General features: G+C 56.7%; 22 protein-coding genes. 12 read left to right on the top strand and 10 right to left on the bottom strand.

The window, feature by feature from the left end; translation table 11 throughout:
• Positions 1-230 precede the first annotated feature (230 nt).
• The 4 genes from CJ014_RS00705 to CJ014_RS00715 form a co-directional block, all read right to left on the bottom strand.
• A complete protein-coding gene (locus tag CJ014_RS00705) occupies positions 231-2252 on the bottom strand; it encodes an AAA family ATPase (RefSeq protein ID WP_100078600.1) in 2022 nt (673 codons plus the stop codon).
• A gap of 48 nt (positions 2253-2300) precedes the next feature.
• Positions 2301-2645 carry a hypothetical protein gene (locus tag CJ014_RS27425; RefSeq protein ID WP_133121775.1) on the bottom strand — a complete coding sequence of 115 codons (345 nt, stop codon included), beginning with the start codon at positions 2643-2645 and terminating at the stop codon, positions 2301-2303.
• A gap of 190 nt (positions 2646-2835) precedes the next feature.
• Complete coding sequence (locus tag CJ014_RS00710) at positions 2836-3471, bottom strand: SOS response-associated peptidase (RefSeq protein WP_100078601.1); 636 nt, start codon at positions 3469-3471, stop codon at positions 2836-2838.
• Positions 3472-3480: 9 nt separating this feature from the next.
• Positions 3481-5004, bottom strand: a complete 1524-nt coding sequence (locus CJ014_RS00715) for a replication initiation protein (RefSeq protein ID WP_100078602.1) — start codon at positions 5002-5004, stop codon at positions 3481-3483.
• Positions 5005-5904: 900 nt separating this feature from the next.
• Here CJ014_RS00715 and CJ014_RS00720 point away from each other — a divergent pair.
• From CJ014_RS00720 to CJ014_RS00730, 3 genes are all read left to right on the top strand, one after another.
• A complete protein-coding gene (locus tag CJ014_RS00720) occupies positions 5905-6219 on the top strand; it encodes a hypothetical protein (protein ID WP_100078603.1) in 315 nt (104 codons plus the stop codon).
• Between the two features lie 906 nt (positions 6220-7125).
• Entirely contained in the window at positions 7126-7842 is a 717-nt protein-coding gene (locus tag CJ014_RS00725) for a hypothetical protein (protein ID WP_133121776.1), read from the top strand.
• 42 nt (positions 7843-7884) lie between these two features.
• Positions 7885-8679 (top strand): hypothetical protein, encoded by a 795-nt coding sequence (locus CJ014_RS00730; protein WP_133121777.1) that lies wholly within the window; start codon positions 7885-7887, stop codon positions 8677-8679.
• Here the strand turns inward: CJ014_RS00730 and CJ014_RS00735 are convergent.
• Positions 8668-9396, bottom strand: a complete 729-nt coding sequence (locus CJ014_RS00735) for a pPIWI-associating nuclease domain-containing protein (protein ID WP_100078606.1) — start codon at positions 9394-9396, stop codon at positions 8668-8670. The two genes, CJ014_RS00730 and CJ014_RS00735, sit on opposite strands and share 12 nt — an antisense overlap.
• Positions 9397-9496: 100 nt before the next feature.
• Here CJ014_RS00735 and CJ014_RS00740 point away from each other — a divergent pair, with 100 nt between their 5' ends.
• Positions 9497-9727, top strand: coding sequence for a hypothetical protein (locus tag CJ014_RS00740; RefSeq protein WP_100078607.1), 231 nt, complete (start codon positions 9497-9499; stop codon positions 9725-9727).
• A gap of 304 nt (positions 9728-10031) precedes the next feature.
• On the opposite strand, the gene CJ014_RS00745 is transcribed toward CJ014_RS00740, so the two are convergent.
• Both CJ014_RS00745 and CJ014_RS27430 read right to left on the bottom strand, forming a co-directional pair.
• Positions 10032-10736, bottom strand: coding sequence for a hypothetical protein (locus CJ014_RS00745; protein ID WP_133121778.1), 705 nt, complete (start codon positions 10734-10736; stop codon positions 10032-10034).
• A gap of 100 nt (positions 10737-10836) precedes the next feature.
• Positions 10837-11301 (bottom strand): hypothetical protein, encoded by a 465-nt coding sequence (locus CJ014_RS27430; RefSeq protein ID WP_133121779.1) that lies wholly within the window; start codon positions 11299-11301, stop codon positions 10837-10839.
• 306 nt (positions 11302-11607) lie between these two features.
• Here CJ014_RS27430 and CJ014_RS27435 point away from each other — a divergent pair, with 306 nt between their 5' ends.
• From CJ014_RS27435 to CJ014_RS00775, 6 genes are all read left to right on the top strand, one after another.
• Positions 11608-11865 (top strand): hypothetical protein, encoded by a 258-nt coding sequence (locus CJ014_RS27435; RefSeq protein ID WP_133121780.1) that lies wholly within the window; start codon positions 11608-11610, stop codon positions 11863-11865.
• A gap of 320 nt (positions 11866-12185) precedes the next feature.
• A complete protein-coding gene (locus CJ014_RS00760; protein WP_133121781.1) occupies positions 12186-12656 on the top strand; it encodes a hypothetical protein in 471 nt (156 codons plus the stop codon).
• A gap of 489 nt (positions 12657-13145) precedes the next feature.
• Entirely contained in the window at positions 13146-13799 is a 654-nt protein-coding gene (locus tag CJ014_RS00765; protein ID WP_100078612.1) for a hypothetical protein, read from the top strand.
• Positions 13780-15942: a terminase gpA endonuclease subunit gene (locus CJ014_RS00770; protein WP_133121782.1), complete on the top strand. Its 2163-nt coding sequence runs from the start codon at positions 13780-13782 to the stop codon at positions 15940-15942. The genes CJ014_RS00765 and CJ014_RS00770 overlap by 20 nt, the downstream gene beginning before the upstream one ends.
• Positions 15943-15953: 11 nt before the next feature.
• Complete coding sequence (locus CJ014_RS27440) at positions 15954-16211, top strand: hypothetical protein (RefSeq protein WP_133121783.1); 258 nt, start codon at positions 15954-15956, stop codon at positions 16209-16211.
• The gene (locus CJ014_RS00775; RefSeq protein ID WP_100078614.1) at positions 16208-17866 is read left to right on the top strand and encodes a phage portal protein; all 1659 of its coding nucleotides are present in this window, start codon (positions 16208-16210) and stop codon (positions 17864-17866) included. The genes CJ014_RS27440 and CJ014_RS00775 overlap by 4 nt, the downstream gene beginning before the upstream one ends.
• On the opposite strand, the gene CJ014_RS00780 is transcribed toward CJ014_RS00775, so the two are convergent.
• The 3 genes from CJ014_RS00780 to CJ014_RS27445 all read right to left on the bottom strand — a co-directional run bounded on the left by CJ014_RS00780 (position 17863) and on the right by CJ014_RS27445 (position 19903).
• Entirely contained in the window at positions 17863-18366 is a 504-nt protein-coding gene (locus tag CJ014_RS00780; RefSeq protein ID WP_100078615.1) for a hypothetical protein, read from the bottom strand. The two genes, CJ014_RS00775 and CJ014_RS00780, sit on opposite strands and share 4 nt — an antisense overlap.
• Positions 18367-18375: 9 nt before the next feature.
• Complete coding sequence (locus CJ014_RS00785) at positions 18376-19353, bottom strand: DUF2971 domain-containing protein (protein ID WP_165790696.1); 978 nt, start codon at positions 19351-19353, stop codon at positions 18376-18378.
• Positions 19354-19669: 316 nt separating this feature from the next.
• Positions 19670-19903, bottom strand: coding sequence for a hypothetical protein (locus CJ014_RS27445; RefSeq protein ID WP_133121784.1), 234 nt, complete (start codon positions 19901-19903; stop codon positions 19670-19672).
• A 136-nt stretch (positions 19904-20039) separates the two neighbouring features.
• Between CJ014_RS27445 and CJ014_RS27705 the strand changes: the two genes are divergently transcribed.
• Together CJ014_RS27705 and CJ014_RS27710 are read left to right on the top strand one after the other, a co-directional pair.
• Complete coding sequence (locus CJ014_RS27705) at positions 20040-20891, top strand: hypothetical protein (RefSeq protein ID WP_165790697.1); 852 nt, start codon at positions 20040-20042, stop codon at positions 20889-20891.
• Between the two features lie 28 nt (positions 20892-20919).
• Entirely contained in the window at positions 20920-21252 is a 333-nt protein-coding gene (locus CJ014_RS27710; protein WP_165790698.1) for a head decoration protein, read from the top strand.
• Positions 21253-21262: the final 10 nt, after the last annotated feature.

The raw sequence follows: 21262 nt of genomic DNA on the forward strand, positions 1-21262 counted from the left end.
TTCATAGAGAAGCTAATGTGCGTTCCGTTCTCAACATTCGTATACGATAACCTTTAACTATGGGCTCACGACAACGCTCATATTGCTGGCGTTTGCCCTTATCCAGCGTTCGAATTCGTACGAGCATTAGGAACAGAATGCGACTTAGCTTCCGTAAGCTTGATGGTTGCCAGCGTTTGCTGGGGTTTTGATGGTGGCCTCCGATTGCGAGCCGGAGGCCGTTTAGTGGGTTAATGCGTGATCAACCGCAGCCGAAGTTGCCGATCGACGATCTCAGCGATCTCGCTGCCACTGACACGGCCGTGCTCAACCAAGCGCTCGGCGATGTCGTCGATGGCGTCGCGATGCTCAGTGACGAGATTGCGAGCGCGAGCAAGGCAGCCTTGCAGGGTCTCTTCGACGGCCCTGCGTACGTCGGGATGCCGGAGCATCAGTTGAGCGTCGTCCGATAGGAGTCCCACGAGCGTCAATTGCCTGCCGAGGCCGTGCGTACCGTGCAGACCGGCAGCAATCGACGTTGCACGGGCGAGGTCGCTTTGCGGATGTCCACCGGATCCGGTGTATCGACGTCCGAGCACGACTTCTTCGGCGGCGATACCCCCGAGCAGGACCGTGATCTCGTCAATCAGTTGCTCACGCGACAGATTGCCTGGCTGATAGTCCGCTCGCGACAGACCGCCTCCGGGTTGCGCTTCGACGTCGACGAGCAGCTCGCGAACGATCGAGACATCGACAATCTCCGCCCCGCCGAGGAGCTGAGCGACCACTGCGTGTCCAGCTTCATGAACCGCATAAATGCGTGACGCAGCTGCGCTCACCGGCCGAACAGCTGGAAGTTCCGCGGCGATGTCATCGATAGTCACCGCGCGATTGCCGTCACGACGAGCACGACGACGAGCTCCCCGACAGGCCTTTTCGAGATCAGCACCAGAGAGTCCGTTCGTCCGGTTTACGAGCGGCGACAGATCGAGATCGTCGGCGACGCCCCTGAGATACCAGCGCATGATTGCTACTCGTGCCTCGGCATCCGGCAGGGGAATCCGGATGTGACGGTCGAGACGCCCTGAGCGACGAAGTGCGGGGTCGACGTCGTCGGGGTAATTCGTCGCTCCGACCACGACGACACCAACGCGCTGCTCGAATCCGTCAACGCACTCAAGCAGCGCGTTGCAGAAATCGTGCATCCAGCGCGAATTCTTGTCAGTCTCCCCGCGAGTTCCAATCGCGTCGATCTCGTCAATGAACAGCACGCACGGCGCAGACTTTGCGGCGTCGGAAAACGAGCGCTTCATTTCGCGAACGCACGGTCCGAAGCTGCCATCGCCCTTTGCTGGGCTCATCCAGTTCGTCACGCTCGTTGCGATCAGCCGAACGCCGGCGCTCTTCGCAAGCGATCTCGCGAACGTCGTCTTTCCGGAACCCGGAGGGCCGGACAGAAGCGCACCGCGGTCGATCTCGGACCACGGCAACTCTCCGCGACCGTACGCCGCGAGGTCTTCGATGAGTTGCCGTGCCCACTCACCGGCTTCGCCGAGGCCGTGCATCTCGTCGAGCGTCGGCGTCTCCGACAGGTCCACGGTCGGCACAGCAGCCGTCGCCGTCTTGAGAATCTCCCTCGCGGCTTCATGCTCCCGGGCGTCGAGTACCGCGATCATGCGTGTGAGAGCGTCACGCAGATACGTGCGCTGCGCCATGCACGCGCTCCAAAGCTCAACGTCGCCGCGGTACGCCTCGACGACGTCAGCCGACGTGACGACCGCGCCAAAAACGGAGATCATTGCACCACGCAAATGCTCAATGTGCGGACGCTCAGACATCGTGACATCGCCGTCCATCATTGCGCGGACGTCAACGTGCAAGTTGCTGAAATCGTCGAGCTTTCCGACGAAAATGATCCTCCGGAAACGTGTCTGCAGACGTTGTAGAGCGCGCAATGCACCGCTACCGCGACGTGAGTCAAACTCTGAGGTCCATCCGCCGTTGTCGACGCCGATGACCTTGAAATCAGGAACTCGTCCGACGCGGCTGAGCATCAGCAGCAAATGCACCGCCGAATCCACGGCATACGCCTGCACGTCCATAGCGTCTGGAACGACCACGGCGTAGACGCCGCGCCGACCGTAGATCAGAGGGGCAGCAGACGACCGCCGAACATCTCGGCGCAGCATACCGAGCATCGCGAGGGTGCCGACGTCCATTGATTCAGCGTCGTCAGCCGTCAGACGGTGACGAGTTTCGACTAGAGTGACCATGACGGTCCTCCCTGTTTTCAGTTGGAAAAATGAGTGCGTGGGATCAGATCAGCAGATCGCGCGGCCGATGTTTTTGCTGCCGAGCCTGTAGGCTCCCGCGAGTGTCCGGACGACGCCGAGTTTGAGATCTGCGGCGACAAGCGGCTGCGAGACAAATCGCGCGGCTGTCCCGTCTGGACGCATCAGCCTGCCCACAAGCGCTGGAAACAAGCGGAATTCGGCTGACCAGTCATCGATCACTGGAGACATCGCAGCGCATTCGTCACTGACGATCGGCCCTCCGCGTACTACAGCACGTAGTGATGCGGCTGCGATCTCAAGAGCACTCGCGCGCTCAAGAATTCGACGGGAGTCTGGAATAGACGGGATGACGCCGGAATTGACGAGATACATGATAGCGATATCCGGTATTGATCGAATGCGAAAACCTGACCTTTAGGAGGTCATTTTTTGCTTATTTTCTCGATCAATCCGAACCGCGTAAACATAATTGCTCTCCGAACGTGTTGAGAGCGTTATAACCGGCTATAGTTGTGCAATCAAGTGACGCCCGGAACTGCAGTTAATGGAACCCTGGTATCACTCAGTCCTCGCGCTTTCCGCGAGCCACTATCTTTAGCGTGCCGTCGGGGAGCGGTCGTTGTAGCGACTTGGCTTCCGACCATGGGGCACGCAGCCAAACGTTCATTTCGTCGAGGTTAGTCAGGATTACCGGCATCGCTTTCGGGTGTATAGGTGCGACCTCGGCGTTCGCGTCGGTCGTCAAGAATCCGTAGAGCTTGTGTTCGCCCTCGATCGGTGCGGATTTCGGACCACGGGTGCCGTGCCATGTGGTCCAAATTCCGGCGAACGCGAACAAAGGTCTGTCGTCATTGAGAGCGAACCAGGTCGGGATTTTCTTGGGCTTCGCGTCTTCGTACTCACAGAACGATGTCACCGGCACGAGACATCTGCTCTCTGGACCGAGCCACCGCCGCCAGTGCGGCGATTGAGTATTGCGGATGTTAGTGATCGGAGGGCCGGCATATTGAGGTGGGGACGGCATTCCCCAGCGCATCATGAGAAGCTCCCTGCCATCGGCGCCTTCGCGGACCACTGGTGCGACGTAGTCAGGAAAAATGCCGGGAAATGGCGGCAGGTTGCCCGTTTGATCGATCATCGCACGCGTGAATTCGCGCACGGCTGTTTGCGATTTTGTCATCGAGTACAAATTGCACATTCGGTGATCTCACAAAGCGTGATCTGTCTCGCACTCTATCTCGTCGTCAGGATTGTAGACATAGCCGTCCGGGTTTCCGTCAGCATTGTCGTCGTCGTAGAGCTGCGACCAGTCGACGTCGTCCGACAGTACGGCGGCGTCGCCGATCTGCTGTGGCGTCGGCTTGTAACCGTCGACGATCTCATTCCGTTTGAGTTGCTCGATCGACGACTGCCGCTGACTCTCGCCCCAGGTTCGTCTCGTTGCGTATGCCAGCATCAAGCGCGGCTGCTCAATTTCCGCCCTCGACCAGGCGGCGAATGCGACACGAGCGCCTCGTGTCTCGATCAAATTCTGGAGTGCAGAACCATAAATGTGTTCGACACTCGGATCCTTGGCGTTTGAAAGCGTTGCGCCGCAATAGGCCTCGTCCAAGGCAAACTTCCAAAGCAACGACATCACCGCGAGATTGATGCGTTTCTTGCCGTAAATCTCAGCCTGCATGCGCGCGATGCGACCGAGATCCGGCGCAGTCGGGAACCGATAGTTCGGATGTATCGGATCGATGTCGTGCATTGCGTGGATGGCGATCGCGGCGAGTTCGCGCTTGCAGTTGTCTCGTTCCGGAATGCCGGGATTGATCTCGGGCTCAAGCAGCGGATCGTAGTGAACAGCGAACCGAACGGCTGCGATCGGAGCCCCGCGGCCCTTGCCGCGGACTTCGGACCACTCCGTTATCGACAGTCTTCGAGAGGCCTCGGCGATGCCTTCGATCGCGGGGATCAGCGTGCGGCGTTTCAATTGTCCGTAGCCGTCGCTAGACCCGAGAACGTCCGCCAGCTCGTCAACTGGGACGTCAATTGTAACGTCGCCTCCGGAAACGTTTATTGGCCGATACGACGCGAGGAGCGAATAGAGCCGTCCGGCAAACTTGCTCCTGAATCTCGGCCAGGCGGCGAGCTCGACATAGCTGTAGTCAGCATACGAGCCGAGAATATCGCGGAGTTTCGCCGGAATCTGAAACCTGACATATTTTTGGCCAGTCCTGCGGTTGATCTCGACATAGCACAGCACAATGGGCATCACGCCGAGACGCTTGAAATAGTCCGTGTCGACGTCGAATGAGATCATCGTGCGCGCCAACCGCTTCACGCTGTCAACGAGCCGCCTGTCGTCGCTGATGTTGAGATAGCGCATCGCGATGTCGAACGGCAGTTTGTGTGCATCGTCATCGAGTTCGCGGCCGTGAGCTTCATCGTCACGGTGCTGCGTGATCATGAGATGCCACAATGCTTGATCCTGCGCCGTCAGGTTATCCGGCGGCTCGACTCTCATGCGTTGAAGAATGAGCCGCTGCACCGGCGTCGTCGGAGACTGCGCGGCCATCTCTGCGTCGTCCGACAGCGCCTTAGGCAGCGATGCCGCATGTACCCGGAGCTTATATCGACGCTGACGCTGAGCGAGCGTGTCGAGGCTGCGACTACGAACGTAGACATTGCTCGATCTCGTATCGTTCGTAGCGCGTGTCGATGATGATTGTGTGCTGCGTGTCATGTTCTCTCCCCGACCGAGAACAATGCTTGATCACCGGCGGGGATGAAGCAACACGCCGACACGCGTTCTGATGTCAGATTCGTCAAAGTGTCATGAAATCGTTTTTTGACGAGAGCAGACGCTGACTGGACATTAATCGGTTTAGGCAAGACCAACTTTGATTGCCCATTCTATAGAAATATCAGGACCCAATGACCGTCACGACGAACGACCTCCGAACCGGTGCCAGTTTCGTCAACTTGTCACCGAAACATTTGTTGACGACGACAGACTACGTCTGGAAATTAAACGATTTAGGTTAGGCCCGTCTCGATTGCCCATTCTATAGTAATCTAGACGACCTCTGTCCGTCGTCACGACGACACCCCAGAAACCTTCAACTTCCCGCCGAACCCGAAGCGCATCTGGACCGAGATTATATCCCGATGTCCGCTATCTGAATCTGGCATCAGTCGTCATGCGCCGCAGAGCCGGGGTCGTCGCTGCGCTCCTCGTGGAGAGTGAAACATAAGCCGTCGAGAAACCCCGACCGTCGAGCTAAACGAGATTCAGACCTCCCGCCTATCCGCATCCGCTCTCCCAAAGTCCCCAGATGTCGATGACCCCAAAAGGGAATGGCATCCGCGAACGCTATGCGCCGCAAGAACAGCTAGGGGGCGCTGTCCACATTTTTGGCCTGCGTGCTTTCAGATGAAAACCCCAGCATTTGCCATGCAGATTAGTTCGGATTCCGAAATGATATGCTTCGAATTTCGAAATGATTTCAGCCTGTTGACGTGTTCGGCGTGACGGATGGTCTGGTTTTATTTTTCGTAGTCGGACATGTCCGACAATAGTTCTTGAAATGGTGTTGTGGGGAGTCCGCCGGCGATTCATGCTCGGAGTCGGGGAGGAGCCGACATGACGACTGTCAGAGAGATGACCGACGACGAACGCAGAGCTTACGACCGTGAGAAGCGGCGGGCGCTGAGGCTGAAAAGAAAGGCCGAGAAGGCGTCCGGACGGCTCAACGACGACGAGGCGACGATCAGGGAGGTATTGGCTGATGCGGCTCTCGTGGTCCTGCGTGCTGGCGGTACGGATCCGGCTGCGGTGGCGCTGGCCAATCTTGTTCGTGGGGCGTTTCTGGATCGGCCGGGGATGTTCATGTGCGGAGTTGGCGCGACGCTGGCACAGAGAAAGATGAAGCCGAAAGTCCTCAGCGCGAGGCGGTGAGAGCCGTGGGGGCCGTACCGAATAAGTTCGGTACGACGGCAGGGAGCGGCGGGAGGACGGAATGGCACGGAGATCGACACGAACTAAAACGGCGGAGAGGACGGCGAGATACCGTCAGCGTCTCGCTGAGAGGCATGTGCCGGAAGCCGCGGCGGTTGATGCCGCCATTCTGTCGGCGCTTGCGGTCGAGGCTCGTGCTGCGGCGGAAAAAGCGGTCGCAGTCGACGTGTCTGAATCTGATCGAGCCGTCGGTGAACTTATCGTCCGGATCATGACGACGGCCGCGACTAACTTGTCTACCTTGGGCTTCGATCACACGGCGTCGGCGCTACGCGTTAAGCGCAGATTGCGTAGACCACCAAAGCGTCGCGAAGCGTCACGAGTCTCCGCACAGTGAGTTGCTGATCTACCCCCGTTACTTCAGTGACGACGACATGCTCGACATCACGGCTCGTCGTCACGTCGTGACAACGACTTCATGCCACGTCCTCTGCGTCATCGTCGCTAGATCCCACAACGCGCAACTGTCCTGACTCGCCAGGCGGCGGCAATTGAACGATTGCGTTTCCCTCGTATAAGCTTTTGATCTTATTCGCAATTCCGAGACAGGTGAAACACGGAGTCGTGCATCGTTTCGGGTCTCTGCACACAGCCATGGCGACCTCATTGCGATGCGGCTGAGTTGCATATGCCCGGAGCGCGGCGACGACGACGAACGCAGTTTCGGGAGTCAGTTTCGCGATCTGGTCCGCTCGGGCCTTCTTCCCCAGCAGTTCGATCAGATCTTGAATGCAGCGATGTAGCCTACGCGACGAGTCACTCATGATGTTCGTGTTATGTTCTCGCAATGCGATACATGCAAGAGACAGAATCTGACAGTGGTAGCCTCTGCCGGCGGTTTGATCGATGCCGAAGGCGATGACCAGAATATGGATTGGAGATTTAAGGCGGGGCGTGGAAATGGCGACGACAACACCAGCAGATAATGTAAGCCTGTCGGCCTGGGTGTCGTTTTTACGCGAGAAAGTCACGCAACTTGAGAGTTCGGGTGGCGGTTCCGGATCGACAATTTCCGCGAATGACTGGGCCGACCTGCTTGCGTTTGTGAAGTCTCTGTACGTGTCTCTCTATTCAGTCGAGGTCGGAAGCCCAGTTTTCTCGAACATGACACTCGCCAGCCTGAAAATTTTCGGCGGCGCGAACCGTGCAACCGATTTTCGGATAAACGTCGGGCATAGCGGAGACTCATACGCTGTCCCGGCCGCGTGGTATCTATTCGGTGACGTGGGGCCGATTGGGGCCAATTCCGGCAACAAAAACATCAGCTTGCTCGGCCATGCGTTCGGTGGTGAGTACTACTCGTCTGGAACGCTGACGTCGGTGCAGTCGTTCGTCGATTTCAACGGCGACACACTCAACAACTCAAGTCACTATTTCGCGTACGTCGTATCTATCGTCAGAAAAGATCAAGATACCACGAACAACAACGTAACGGCTCTCGGCACGCGAGTGACGACGGCCGAGTCGACGGTCGCGGGATATAACGCCCGCATTGCTGCGCTTGAATTAAAAGTCGCCGCGCTTGAGGCTTGGAAGGCGACCGTGATCACGCAGATCGATTAATGTCTCAACTACGTCAACAATCACCCAGACTGATGTGACGTCATGAAACTCTCCGCAAAAACCTCCGAACGCGGACTATCTGGACTCGCATCGAGCGTGCGATCGACGATCGTCAGCGTCGCGCGGCACGCGATCGACGAGATCGCGTTTGACGCACAGCGAGAGCTAAAATCTGAGGTCGATCGAGTTTTCGACCGTCCCGTCAAATTCACTCAAAGCGCATTTCGCGTCGACAAAGCGAAGGACAACGGCGACGGCACGGTGTCAGGCCGGGTTTACATCCAGCCGATTCAGAGTGCGTATCTGCGGCGCGAAATCGAAGGCGGCATCAACCGCGTCGGCGATCCCGGCTCTGGTCCGCACTCTCTCATCGTCTACTCGCTCAAGCGCTCGTCCGCCGGCGGCGTCCCTCGGCGGGAGACCCGACGCTTGTCCGATATGCTCCGCAAGGAGATGAGCGAACGCGAGGAACTCCGTCGCGCTCGGGAAGTGCTGAGGTCTCGGCGCCTGGCCGGAGAGCATGTCACACACGATGAGTATGTCGCGGCGAGCTGGCCGGGACGACACGGAAAAAAGCAGGGCTTGTTCTTTGGCGGGCTAGGCGGCGTGCTTGGCTACTGGCGTCGTCCGGATCGTCGTGTCGTCAAATCGAAGCGGCGCGGAAGCCGCATGTCGACTGCCGCTGGAGCGTCGAAAGCGCCCGAATTGCTGCTTCAGTTCAAGCGCGAGACCAAGCCGTACCGCCCGATTTTCCGCTACGACCGCGTCGTCATCAGAGCCGGCAACAGGCTTCCGCTCGAAGTCCAAAAGAAGCTCCGGAGAGCCCTACAGAAGTAAAACTCGTAGTACCATTTCGACTGTGTTGATGGCGTCTTCGACATCAGCTCTTACGACAGGACCGGGATTATGCGCACCGGCACTCAACTTTTGATGTTGGACGTCGAGGAGTTCGCCGGCTTTCAAGGCTATGGATAGGTCGGTCTCCGACATTCCACGGCTCCGTTTCATAATCGCATACTTGTAGCGCTGCTTCCTTGTGATGAGAGTTGGCTTGTTTTTGTCAGCTACGAACCATGGCTGAGACCTCACCTCGTCGTCAGGACTCACAACGTGTAGCACCTGTGACACGAGTTCTCTCGCGGAATGCGCAGCCTGCCTCATCGCGTCTGGTGTTGCAGAGTTCAGCGCTATCAGCGCACCGCGGCGAGCCGAAACAAACTCATGCGACAACTTCCACAGTGCGGCATCGAGTTCGTCTAGTGCACCGCGCTTCAATGCGTCGCGCCCCTCTGCGGTGATCACTCTCCACTCTTCCGGGCTAACCAAATCCGAGTATGTCGGCACGACAAGTCCGCGAGCCATCAGCTCGGCAGCGCACCGCATCGCTTGAGCACGCTCCTCGACGCTGAATGACTCGCAGCCAAGCGAACGCTCCAAATCCGATTGTGAGTACCCTTTACCGACGATGTTGCCGAGCGCCAGCTGACGGTCCGAACGAGCGTAAATGTCTAGTATCGCCATCATGATTTGGTAGTCGGTAAAGTGCGTCGTCATGCTGGCCTCCACTGAGTCCGCCGACGCTAGCCGCAAACCTAGTCAACCGCAATTTGCACCATGCTCGCCGGCGATTCATCATCCCGCTGGGAGGTGACTCATGACGACATCGACATCGACGCAACCGGCACACGCTACCGCGGCTCTGCCCCTCGCATTCGATTTCCGCGATGGCGCCCGCCTGCGCAACTACGTCAAGATGTTGCTCAAACTCTGCAGAGCCCGCCGTCTGCCGGCGGTTTTCGAAGACGTCGTCGACGACGCGCAACGGTGCCTGGACTGGCGCATCGGAGACGCCCCAGATGCCGTCGAAACAGCCGCGAGGCTTTAACATCTGGCAGACTGCGCCCTCGCACACTGGTGCCTGGGCAAATCCGCGAGCGGTCTCTCGGACAATCAGCTCCGCGTTCTCTCCGACGGATTCCGCGCACTGTCTGTGGCTCTCGTGCTGCACAGCACCAGAGTTCCGACGTTCTATTATGTTGCGCCCGGAGAGGCCTGGTGGCTGCCGGATAATGTCGCGGATGTCGACTGGCCGGACGACGACGGCGAGTTTCAAGGCGACCTCGACTGAACGTCGCAGAAATCAAAACGGCCCCCGATTGGAGGCCGTTGTGGCTGATATTACCGTGAACTCAGTTCGTCTTGATGACATACAGCGCCGTGTATAGATCAATATTCCGTCGGCACATTGCGTAGATCGGGCTGGAGTAGTATTTAAACAGCTCGTGTTCCTGCTTAATACTGACTGAGTCCTCGCCCGATTTGACCATTTCGACCAACTTATCGGCATGAGTCGTAACGTAATCTATATAGCGAGACAGATATAAATCTCCGTCTTCCTTGCAACCGCGCAGCTTCTCGACGCACTCAGATATATTTCTCGACATCAGCTCGACCTTCTCGTTCGACGAGAACAGCATGTTGATGATCGTTCTCGCTAGTGCATGGAGATTGTCGACAACACGGTGCGACCGGCTGCACGAGACCGAGTGCAGATCTCTGATGTTCGTCGCGATGCGGCTCGAACTCGTCTCGAAATAATCTAGCCGGAACAGCTCTCTATACAGCGAGCCAAACTTGTCGACGCAGAGCTTGTAAACCGCGTCCTCGATCAATTTGATCGTAGCGTCGCTCTCATAACTCGCGCTCGGCTGAAGCACATGCTTGATCGTGCTCACGGAGTGCCCGCAGGCGTTCGCAACGTCGGCATATTTCAAGCCGGCGATCTGGATGCGATCACGAATGATCTCAATCTTCTCGCGGCGTTCGTCGTCTCGCGCAGACTTCACGTCGTGGACCATGAATCCGCCTACAACTCCTTGATTGATGATGGTCATACTCTCCATTCGTCCCCTCCATTTTATATTGTTCCGGATCGCTCTTGCTGGCTCTCCTAGATGCGGTCGGCGCGTGTCGGCCGCATGTGAGCAGAGTCAGTTACGCACTCAGTTTTGAGACCGGTTTGCAGCTAGCGACGAGTTCATTGATAAGACGCTGTCTGTGTATCGGCATCATCGCATTACGCCCGGCAGACTGTAGTCTCGAAATAAGCGAGTGATCCAAACCATCAATAATTTGTAATGCTTTGTAAGTATTGTGACCGCTCATATTGTAGGCGCTTGATATTACGCCTAAATCCTCGCGCGACAAATCAACCAGAAAATTATGATTATTTGATACAATCAATTCAACGGAATAACGAACGTCTTCATAAAAGCGGCAGAAATTTGTATTAATCTTCGACTTATATTTAAGTCCGTCAGACTCTATATATACTCTAATTTTCTCATCGGTCTCATCTCTAGTTCCTAGCCAAATATCCATGTCTCGGCTGTCAATCTCTTTTGCGCAAGCTTCAAATAGATTATTCGACCGTTCAATCGACTGTTCAATGGTTGTCATTGATCCTCTCCCAATTCTTCAAGATATCTCGTTCTAACATCGGTCATTCCTGCCGACACTTATATTGAGCCCACCGATAACCGCTCGGTGCAATAGCGCCGACAAGATATTTATTATCAGACAGAATACGTATTCCACGCCGTCGGTCTACGCATAGTCGTATCCATTGCATGTCAACATAGTTTACCTGCCGAAACGGCATTAACTACGCCGAAAACACGTTAACACGCTGGCATCCGGCTAATTTCTGCCGGCGACTTGCGTGATGCCGAATGCGGGGGCAGCATGATCTGACGGGAGGGACGCATGACGCTCAACAACGATCAATCAGACTGCATCGTCGTCGATCAACGCAAGCGTGGTTCCGGTGAGCCGCCGCTAGTTCTGGATGTCATGAAATGGGCGGCCGATGAGTTCGCTGAGGACATGGGCTGGACGGATGAAGCTGGGCAGCCGTGGACGTCGAATCCGATCAGCATTGATTTCAAGAGAGGGAGATCATGGCGCTCAACAACGATCATTCAGACGGCATCATCGTCGATCAACGCAGGCGCGGCCGGCTGAGAGCGAGCTGCACGCCGAAGTGGGTCGTTCCGGAGGTCGTGGAGCGGGCGGTCAGAGAGTACGCGCCGCTGTTCGATGCGGTCGCGGCGGACCTGGATGGAATCGAGACGCGAGGGAGGTGAATGATGGACGAGATCAGAACTCAGAACACGACATACGCCGACTACATGCGCGCGATGCGACGGGAAGCCGAGGACGTTGTGAGAGATGCGTCGTCGGACATGTCCGACATAAACGCAAATCGGCATCAGAGGCGTGTCCGGGCGGCGGCCGATCGGAAGATGCGTAGGTATTCGGTGAGGTGAATGGGGGAGGACGGGATGAAGACGATATCGGCAGACGCAGATCGCAGAATAAAAGAAGCTCACAAAGAAGTCACTGATATGATCACTGAGTTCATAGTCGAGAGAGCTAATCGTCAAGATGATGACACTAAAGAGCGTCGTGAAGTTCGAGTAGGATATGGCGTCGAGACGTGTTTGCACTATCGCGACGAGTTGAAACGCGAGTGGGATATGAAGCTGATCGAAAAGCTTGGGGAGGTGTTTTGCAGCTGCAAGACTGATCACAGGCAATACGGTCGCGCGCCGGTATACTACACGTTCTGTCACAAGGACTTGATCGCGTTCGGTAGGCGGCTGGTTGCTGAGTACGCGAAGCTCGCAAGTGACGGCAACACGGACTACGACCAGAACAAATTATACTTCGGTATCCTCTCCGAGTTGAAGTCGTCCAAAGTGGATTCCGCCAGAAAGCACGAAGTTCTAGAGGAAATACAGAAGTCGATTTGAGTACGTCCGACATACGCGGCAATTGGCACTAGAACTGAAGGAGGCGAGGATGACAAATTTTGGTGACAACGCTACGGAACGTCAAAGAGAAATAGACGCTGTATTTGCGATAGCGGATCGCAGGGCAGAACAATTCATAGACCATGTGCGTAATGATGTAATTCCTTATTGGCAAGCGCTGATCGCGCAAAGGGACAATGTCGGAGTCGGTCTAGAGACCACTGATAACAGCGCAGACATTTCAAGTAATTGTTGCAATGAGAACGCTCAGTCGAAGAAAACTCTCGTTAAGGTAATTTATCCAGAGCGGAGTACGAAGTAACTAGTCTAGTTCAGAGGGTCCCTGAGGCCTTGAATACTGTGGGTTACTCGCGGCTCGGCACTAGCTCACGCACTGCAAAAATTCGATTTTAGATTCATCATCATCACCCTTGAATCTTGCAAGCCGATGCTGCGAGGCTATCGCATTGATTTTGCGTGGAGTTTCAAATGTCGGACGACTTCGAAGACGCTGACGAGGTGCTGAGTTCTGGGGGTGATGAGTACTCACCAGGATCAGCATTCGGTATGTCTGCTGAGGTCGCTAGCGTTCGGGTTGTATCTCTCGAAAAAATTGCAACCTTGCTCGACCGAGATCGGAACACTATCAGCGCTTGGATAAAGAAAGGCGCGCCGGTTCTCATGCGTGGTGATCGGTCGAAGGGTGTTCCTTGGAGAATTGACGTCGCCGACTTCGTGAAATGGATGGTCGACCAGGCGAAGCCATCTGGTGGCCGCGCGCCGGATGAGAACGATGACGATTTCGATTGGGATGCGCTGCTTACAAAGAACTCGCCGACTGCTCTCGCCTATCGCGACGATTATGCCGCCACACGAACGCGAGAATACAAGTTCGCTGAGCTAGAACGTTCGCTTGCCCGGATACAGCCGCTTCTGGATCTGATGGCAGCCGATCGCGCCATGATCGCTGCGAAGCTTCACGGCATTGGCCGGCAGGTCAGTCAGAAGGATCTGTCAGATCTACCGAGGGAAACGATCCATAGGGTTCAGGAGACTATCGACAAGCGGATCCGTGAAGCTCTCGAAGGAATGCGTGACGACAACGAGATGATGGAGGAGGCGCTTGCTCTCGCCGAATCCTGATCTTGCGGGACCGCCGCCGCTTAATCGCCGCTTCCGCGATGCGCCTGCGCTTCGCGCGTTCGCGGATGGTCTTCGCAACATCCGGGCGACTATCATGCAGCCGCCGGAGGATATCGACGGCCTGACTTGGATAGAGAAGAATTGCGTCTTCTCGGTAGAGACAACAGGGACCACGGACTCCGCGGAACTCTACGGCTATCAGCGCGGCATCGTTTCGGCGATGTGCGACGACATCAACGACATCATCGTCGTCTCAAAAGCTACAAGAACCGGAATAACCCAGTGCGCCGCATTTGCGACGGCATATTACCTCGCGCACAAGCGCACTCAGGTCGCGTTCATCCAGCCGACTGAGGCGAAGGCGAAAGATTTCGAGAAGTGTTACGTCGAGCCGATGCTTCGCGACGTGAAGCCGCTGTCGGCGGTCCGGCGCAAAGCAAAGAAGGGCGAATCTCAAGACACATGGTCGTTGAAGCTATTCCAGAATGGATCGGTGTTCCGCTGCTACTCGGCCGAAGCAGCCGATAATTTCCGATCGTACACTGGTCAGATCAACATCGGAGACGAGGTCGCAGCCGACGGGTGGATGTCGGACACGACGAAGGCGCAGGGCTCGAAGGAGAAGTTGCTCGAAGAGCGTTCAAGAACTTTTCCGACCCGCAAAACCATTTTCATGTCGAGCCCCCGTCGACGCGGAACTTGTCGCATCACCGCGCTGCTCGAACAGTCCGATAAGCGCCGATATTTCGTTCCGTGTCCCCATTGCGGGGGCATGCAGTACCTACAGCTCGGGTCGGCCAAAACCGAGTACGGCATGAAGTGGAGGCTCGACGATGCTGGTCACGTGCTCGACGTCAAATATCAGTGCGAGCACTGTCATGAGCTGATCGACGAGTCGTGCAAGCACGACATGGACCGCAACGGCGAATGGATCGCGACCGCGGTACCGAAACGCCCGGGTGTCGCTGGGTTCGTCGTCACCGCGTTCATGTCGAGATTCATGGGCGCGAACTGGAAAAGTCTAATTCAGGAATGGCTCTCAGCGCAGGCGAATCCTGAAGAGCTAGAGACTGTAGTCAACAATATACTGGCCGAGCCGTGGGACGAGGTCGGCGGTGTCACTGTCGAGCCAGAGGGACTGGCAGCGCGTGCTGTTGATCTCCCGGCTGAGGTGCCGGACTGGGTAGGACTGCTCACATGCGGCATCGACAATCAAACCGGCAACACGGACCAAACGAAGGTTGAATCTCGTCCGCCACGATCAGAAGCGCAAGTTGTCGGCTGGGGTCCAGAAGGCCGTTTCATTCCGATCGCATATCGCGTGTTCGACAAGCATGTCCCGTTCACCCCAGAGGCAAATGTCGAACTCGACGAGTTCCGCCGGCGGCTCTGGACGAAACGCGACGGGACGACGCTCCGGATCGAAGCGACGTGCATAGATATGGGCGGCACGAACTCAGACGGCGTCGGATATGCAGACGACGTCCGGGCCTACTGCAACGACCGCTCGCGCCGCGGCGAAAACTGCTGGGCAATTAAGGGCAACAACACGCGGCTGAACAAAGCCAGGTCATCCGACAAGCCTATCTGGCCGCGTAAAGCTAGCCGCAAGACCGGCACCGGGCAATGGTTCCAGGTCGAGACGCAACGGGCGAAGTTCAAGATCGACTATTTGCAGAAGCTGACGATCGCCGGCGGGGGATTCCTATTCCAGATCCCACGTTCGCTCGTAAACACGGCCGGATATCTCGACAGCCTCACGGCCGAAAGCATTCACGGAAATAAAAGAGGCGACCGCTGGTTTGCGCCGAAGGGCCGAAACACGGGCGAGGCATGGGACACGCTCGTCTATGCGTATATCGCCCGCTGCGGACTACAAGCCACCTACAAAAAATGGGCCGACTTGAATCTTGCACTGCGCGATGCCGGAATAAAATCGACCGGAGAAGTCTATGTCGGCGACGACCGTTCGTTCAACTCGCCACGGCGGCAAGCTGAACTTGGATATTCTCCGCTTGTTGATGCGATCGACGCTGCGAATGGTGCTGGAGAACAGATGACGAACAATATTGAGCAGCCGAAGCCGAAAGTCGTCCGTCCGCGTCGTCCGGTAGTCAGGTCGTCGTTCATGAGCAGGTACTGAGGAGCGGTCCGATGGCGTCACGCTTATACAGATATTGGACCGACGACGAGCTGAAAGAGGCCATTCGGGCGCTTGAAGAAGCGAAGATGTCTGGTGCTCAGTCAGTGGCATGCTCGAATGGCCAGTCAGTTACCTACATCGCGCGGGCGAACATGAACAATGTTCTTGCCGAACTCTATGATGTTCTCGACGACCGACTGGGAATTACGACAAGCAAGCCGATCCGACGCATTCAGCTAATCTACGGTCCGAAGGGATATCGCTCATGACAACTAAGGTAGTCCAGCGAGCATATGCCCAGCGTCCGCGCATGATGGCTCCGTTGCTTGAATCCAGGTTCATGTCGAACAACATTTCGAAGCGGTCGCTTGATCCCTTTAGAATCGGAAACGACAACAATAAGCGCGAGATCGGATGGACTGGTTCCAGTGCAGGTCCGAATGCGGCCATGCTTCGCGGCATCGAGCAAGTCCGGGCGCGGTCGCACGAGGCAATTGCATCCGACGTCTATGCTCGCCGTCTTCTTTACAATTTTGTCTACAACACAGTTGATACGGGGATTAGGCCGCGCTCAAAGTTCAGGGATCTTCAAAGACTTTTCGAGGAGTGGACCGACGAGGCTGACTCGCGCGGACAGCTCGACTTCTATGGTCTTCAGCAGCTCGCCGCTGCGAGCATGTTTGAAGGCGGTGAGTCATTCACGCGGCTTAGGAGTCGTCGCGAAGGCGATATGGACACAGTGCCGTTGCAGCTCCAGGTCTGCGAAGCCGAACTCGTTCCGAGCAACAAGTCCGAACTCCTGCCGAACGGCAATTTGGTGATCGGCGGAATCGAGCGTGACGGAACTGATTGGCCGGTCGCTTTCCATATGTATCGCGTCCATCCGTCGGATGTCGGAATTCCGACCCGTGATCCTGCGGCATCGACGTTGTTGTCGAGGGTTCCGGCGACCGATGTCGTTCAGCTATTCAATCCGAGGAGACCCGGACAAGTTCGCGGCGAACCATGGCTTCGCCCGATCTTGATGAGGCTCCGCGACATCGACCGCTACGACGATGCCGAGCGCGTCCGAAAAGCGGCCGCTGCTCATATCGGAACATGGATCAAGCCGCCCGGAGATCCAAAGGACAACGACACGATTAAAGATGCATTTGGCGACGGCACGACATTCGAGGACATCTCGATTCAAGCTATGGAGCCAGGAGCGTGTCCCGTGCTTCCTCCAGGTTGGGAAGTCGAGAACTCACAGCCAGCGGACCTCGGAGGTCAGTACGAGCTCTATATGAGGCAGCAGCTGTCTGCGATTGCGATCGGCGTCGACGCGACATACGAACAAATTTCGATGGACTGGCGCGGAACCAATGATCGTACCTATCGCGCGTCAATGCTCGAATTCTCACGCGCAGTTCGGTCGTGGCAATGGCACCTTCTGGTGTTTCAATGGTGCCGTCCGATCTGGCGCCGGTTCGTTCTCGAAGCGGTGACGAGCGGCCGTTGGTCTTTGCCGGACGGCGTGACGCTTCGCGAAGCGATGCAGTGCGCATGGGACTGCCCTGTCAGAGGCTATATCAACCCGCTCCAGGAAGTTTCGGCATACGTTGCCGCGATCTCCGCGGGCATCACGAGCCGTGATCGGGCAGCGAACGAGCTGGGCAACGACGCCGAAGAGATCGATCTTGAGAACGCTCGCGGGAAAGCGCGCTCTGAAGCGGCAGGGCTCACATACACCGTCTACAATCCAGAAGCCGGAGCCGCAATGCTGTCCGCAGCTGCCGCCGTGAACGCCGCTTCGGATACGACAGACGTCGTCGACGAGCTCGCGAACACCGAAGAGGAGTCACTGCAATCGGCACTCGACAAAGTCCCGCCGCCGGCCGACCCAACGAATCCGCAGCCGGAGATTCCCGTCGAGGTCGATGCTTAGATCGCCACCGGCCTCCAATCATCATCTCCGGCGTCGATCTCATACGCCGCGCGGATCGACGAGATCGGCATGTCGCCGATGTGGGCGGCTTCTATGTGTGGCATGCAACGACGTCCGTGCCCGTAGTCTTCGCACTCGGTCCAGACTGTCTCGCCGTCCTTAATTTGTGCGGCCTGCGCATCGCGGTCGATCTCCAGCCAAACGGCGTGTCCCCATGCCTCCGCATGGGGGATGAAGGCCTCGGGCGATGACCAACGGCACCGCTCTCGATATGCCAGGATATCGAAGCCCAATGGGAAGTCGAAGAGGCTAAAACCGCCTATCGACCGAACAAAAGGATAGTAATAAGGCCCGCGCCGTGTGCTCCACCGTTCTTTGTCTGGGATCTTCGGTTTAGCGCGAATAAACCCGTCGCGACGAATGGACTGGAAGCGCTCGCGACTGGTGACATGCCAAAGGCGGCCCAGTAGCCGATTGGTAATGAACTCGTCACACCTCATCGCCGCTGCCTAGGTTCGAAGTGGAATGTTCGATGGCTTGATAATCGACATTGCGTCGTCGACGCCAGCTCGGCTTAGTACCATTGAGATCGCATCCCAAACGACAAACGGAAACTGCGTAGGCCCTATAATAACTCCTGACAGCAACTGCGGAATATCTATTCCGACGATACCCAGATTTGGCTGAGACTGTAGAGGCATCTTGTAGACAGGCTGAGGAATTCCATTCACACACTCGACGTCTACTTCTAAAACACCCTGCTCGTCGATGCCCTCGGTATGCATAATGCGCCATTCCTTCTCTTCGACGAACCCTGGATGTTTAGTGCACATCGCAATGGACCGAAGCAAAATGCAAAGGAACCCGTGAACCATTTCCCTGCCTTGTCTCTCAACGTAGTCCCTGTTCTGTGTTATATTTTTCGATATCTCTATAAAGACATCGCGAAGCTCAATATCTGTGAAGTAATAAACAGGACTGCTGAAAGCGCCATACGAGGTAGTCACGCTATATAAGGGCATGGGATTGATCACCAAGCCCACGCCAACCTGGTTCGACGTATAGGACCTCCACATAGACAGGCGGCCATGCTCAAGCTCGTTTGGAGCATGCTCCGACAAGCACGTAATGTACGTCTTGTTTGATAGCCTAAAAACGTTGTCATCAAACCACTTGATTGCGGCACCAGAGGTATCCGGGAAGACGGAGTCTACCGCGCGAAATACAGCACGAAGACCTGACTCGGCTTCAGATTCGACCGGGGGGCGCAAAGATCGCTGCATGAGACTGATGCCGTGGTCGACTTCCGAGAAGTCGTTCATGCACCGCAAGTTCCTCATCCAGACTTTCTTCTTTCCTATGATTTCGACTGCAGCGGCAGCGGACGTGTAATGAATTAGATTTGTTCCAGACGCCAGCAAAGCGTTCCGCCTGCGGGCCTCGTGCGGCAGGAAGATGTCACGCATCTTGAAAATATCTTCGTTCATCTGAACAGCCTCACAGGTCAGTTGCGGAAACTGTACCCCCGGCATCATCCGCCGATAATCCGCAATCCAGAGTTATCAACCAGATCGCGATGGGCATGACGGTCACCTGGACTGCATGATCTGTTTCTCAACTGCCCGCGACGGGAGTTGCAGTGATCTCAACGTAGATCCACCCCATCTCAAATCACGCGCACCTTAACTCAAATTGAGTTGTAGCCTGTGCTACATTTCCGGTTATACCGTCCTCGCTGAAAATAGTATAACGCGACCCGTTGCGACGTATCCGACACAGATCTCAAATCGTGCGGACATCATCTCAAATTGAGTTGTAGCCGAGGCTAATATTTTTTCCGTCGGCGCTATCGAATCTTGCAGCCGGCAGCCGCCTACTGATCTCGACCATTATTTTACCGAGGTCGACAGTGGCGGCAAAGCGCAAACCAGCATTTGAAAAAGACGAGAAGCGGTCGTCCGGCCAGGCGATGCGGACCCGTGCTTTCGCTATGCCGCCGGTGACCGTCGCTCTGGAATCGAACTCGTTCTCATTCATCGTTGCCACCGAGACGCCCGTCCGGACGTGGATCCCAGATCCGTCTGGGCGAACTGACGAATACAATTGCCCGGTACTTGTTCAAGTCGACGAGGTCCTGCCTGCGGCTGCGGTCGATCTGTCTCGCGCTCGCGGAATGCCTCTGCTCGACAGTCACGATTCTTGGTCGCTCGAATCCGTGCTCGGTCGTATCGACAGCATAGCGACAGGCCCGGTCGACGGCGTCGTCGGTGATTGCGTGCTCGCGTCAGCTACGTTGTCACCGCGTCATGCTGATCTCATGCCGGATATCTCCGGCGGTTTCCTGCCGAACATTTCGGCTGGCTACATCGTCACTGAGTATGAGCCGCTCATTCCGCAGCCGTCCGGTGTCCCGCTCGCCAGGGCGGCTTCGTGGATTCTGCTCGAAGCATCGCTCGTTCCGATCGGCGCGGATCCGAATGCCGCTGTCCGCGGCGAACGCGGTGAGTACCCGCTGCCCCGGTTCCGGGCCGCCGACACTGAAGCCATTCCAACAAACATGGAGAACACAATGACTCTCGAAGAGGCCCTTACGGCTGCTACCGATGCCGTCGCTGCCGGCGAACTAGCGGTCGCTGAACTCGTAACGACCGCTGGCGATACCGACGCGGCCGAGCTGACCGACGACATCAAGAAGCAGATTTCGGCGCTGTGCGCCAAGACCGGCGCCGATGATCCGTATGCCGCCAAGTCCGACGCTGCGGATGCCGCGACCGACGCGGCTCAGGAGTCCACGAAGGCCTCCGAAGAAGCCGACGTTCGGTCGCTCTCGAAGTCCGCACGTTCTCTCGGTCTCGGGTCGCTCGTCGACGATCTCCGCGCCATCGGAAACGGCATTCCGGAAATCCGGAGCGCGATCAGGGAAGCTCTCGTCAAGAGATCGAGTGCTGTCGAGACGTCGCCCGCTCCGAAGGCGCAGCCGGAGAAGCGCTCGATCGACCCTTACGCGTCTTACAACAAGCGCTAATCCGCGCCGAACTAACAGGAGGAAACTAATGGCTGTTTTTGTTGAGGGTCCGCGCAACGCGGAGTGGCTCCGTTCCGAGGCGAATGGTTCTCGTAGTCGAGATGTTCTCGCGCTCGATCAGTCTGCTGATCTCTACATCACCGGAACGCTCGTTGATGTCGAGACCGGGGCGAGAGCAACCGCTGACAGCGCCAAACTGGCGATCGTCTATCTGACGACTGACGCAACGGCTGGTGCCGTCGACGCGACGGTGATCTCTCGCGACGCCGAAGTGACCGGCGATCTGCTCGTCAGACCTGCAGGCGTAACGCTGGCTGCCGCGACGGCCAAGCTCGACGCTGTTGGCATCATCGTCCGCTAACAAAACCGAA

Origin of the sequence: Pleomorphomonas carboxyditropha (assembly GCF_002770725.1) — a bacterium.
Lineage (GTDB): Bacteria > Pseudomonadota > Alphaproteobacteria > Rhizobiales > Pleomorphomonadaceae > Pleomorphomonas > Pleomorphomonas carboxyditropha.

Coding starts and splice junctions, on each gene's coding strand:
- CJ014_RS00705 (WP_100078600.1), bottom strand. CDS start 2,252: ATGGTCACTCTAGTCGAAACTCGTCACCGTCTGACGGCTGACGACGCT.
- CJ014_RS27425 (WP_133121775.1), bottom strand. CDS start 2,645: ATGTATCTCGTCAATTCCGGCGTCATCCCGTCTATTCCAGACTCCCGT.
- CJ014_RS00710 (WP_100078601.1), bottom strand. CDS start 3,471: ATGTGCAATTTGTACTCGATGACAAAATCGCAAACAGCCGTGCGCGAA.
- CJ014_RS00715 (WP_100078602.1), bottom strand. CDS start 5,004: ATGACACGCAGCACACAATCATCATCGACACGCGCTACGAACGATACG.
- CJ014_RS00720 (WP_100078603.1), top strand. CDS start 5,905: ATGACGACTGTCAGAGAGATGACCGACGACGAACGCAGAGCTTACGAC.
- CJ014_RS00725 (WP_133121776.1), top strand. CDS start 7,126: ATGCCGAAGGCGATGACCAGAATATGGATTGGAGATTTAAGGCGGGGC.
- CJ014_RS00730 (WP_133121777.1), top strand. CDS start 7,885: ATGAAACTCTCCGCAAAAACCTCCGAACGCGGACTATCTGGACTCGCA.
- CJ014_RS00735 (WP_100078606.1), bottom strand. CDS start 9,396: ATGACGACGCACTTTACCGACTACCAAATCATGATGGCGATACTAGAC.
- CJ014_RS00740 (WP_100078607.1), top strand. CDS start 9,497: ATGACGACATCGACATCGACGCAACCGGCACACGCTACCGCGGCTCTG.
- CJ014_RS00745 (WP_133121778.1), bottom strand. CDS start 10,736: ATGACCATCATCAATCAAGGAGTTGTAGGCGGATTCATGGTCCACGAC.
- CJ014_RS27430 (WP_133121779.1), bottom strand. CDS start 11,301: ATGACAACCATTGAACAGTCGATTGAACGGTCGAATAATCTATTTGAA.
- CJ014_RS27435 (WP_133121780.1), top strand. CDS start 11,608: ATGACGCTCAACAACGATCAATCAGACTGCATCGTCGTCGATCAACGC.
- CJ014_RS00760 (WP_133121781.1), top strand. CDS start 12,186: ATGAAGACGATATCGGCAGACGCAGATCGCAGAATAAAAGAAGCTCAC.
- CJ014_RS00765 (WP_100078612.1), top strand. CDS start 13,146: ATGTCGGACGACTTCGAAGACGCTGACGAGGTGCTGAGTTCTGGGGGT.
- CJ014_RS27440 (WP_133121783.1), top strand. CDS start 15,954: ATGGCGTCACGCTTATACAGATATTGGACCGACGACGAGCTGAAAGAG.
- CJ014_RS00775 (WP_100078614.1), top strand. CDS start 16,208: ATGACAACTAAGGTAGTCCAGCGAGCATATGCCCAGCGTCCGCGCATG.
- CJ014_RS00780 (WP_100078615.1), bottom strand. CDS start 18,366: ATGAGGTGTGACGAGTTCATTACCAATCGGCTACTGGGCCGCCTTTGG.
- CJ014_RS00785 (WP_165790696.1), bottom strand. CDS start 19,353: ATGAACGAAGATATTTTCAAGATGCGTGACATCTTCCTGCCGCACGAG.
- CJ014_RS27445 (WP_133121784.1), bottom strand. CDS start 19,903: ATGAATGAGAACGAGTTCGATTCCAGAGCGACGGTCACCGGCGGCATA.
- CJ014_RS27705 (WP_165790697.1), top strand. CDS start 20,040: ATGCCTCTGCTCGACAGTCACGATTCTTGGTCGCTCGAATCCGTGCTC.
- CJ014_RS27710 (WP_165790698.1), top strand. CDS start 20,920: ATGGCTGTTTTTGTTGAGGGTCCGCGCAACGCGGAGTGGCTCCGTTCC.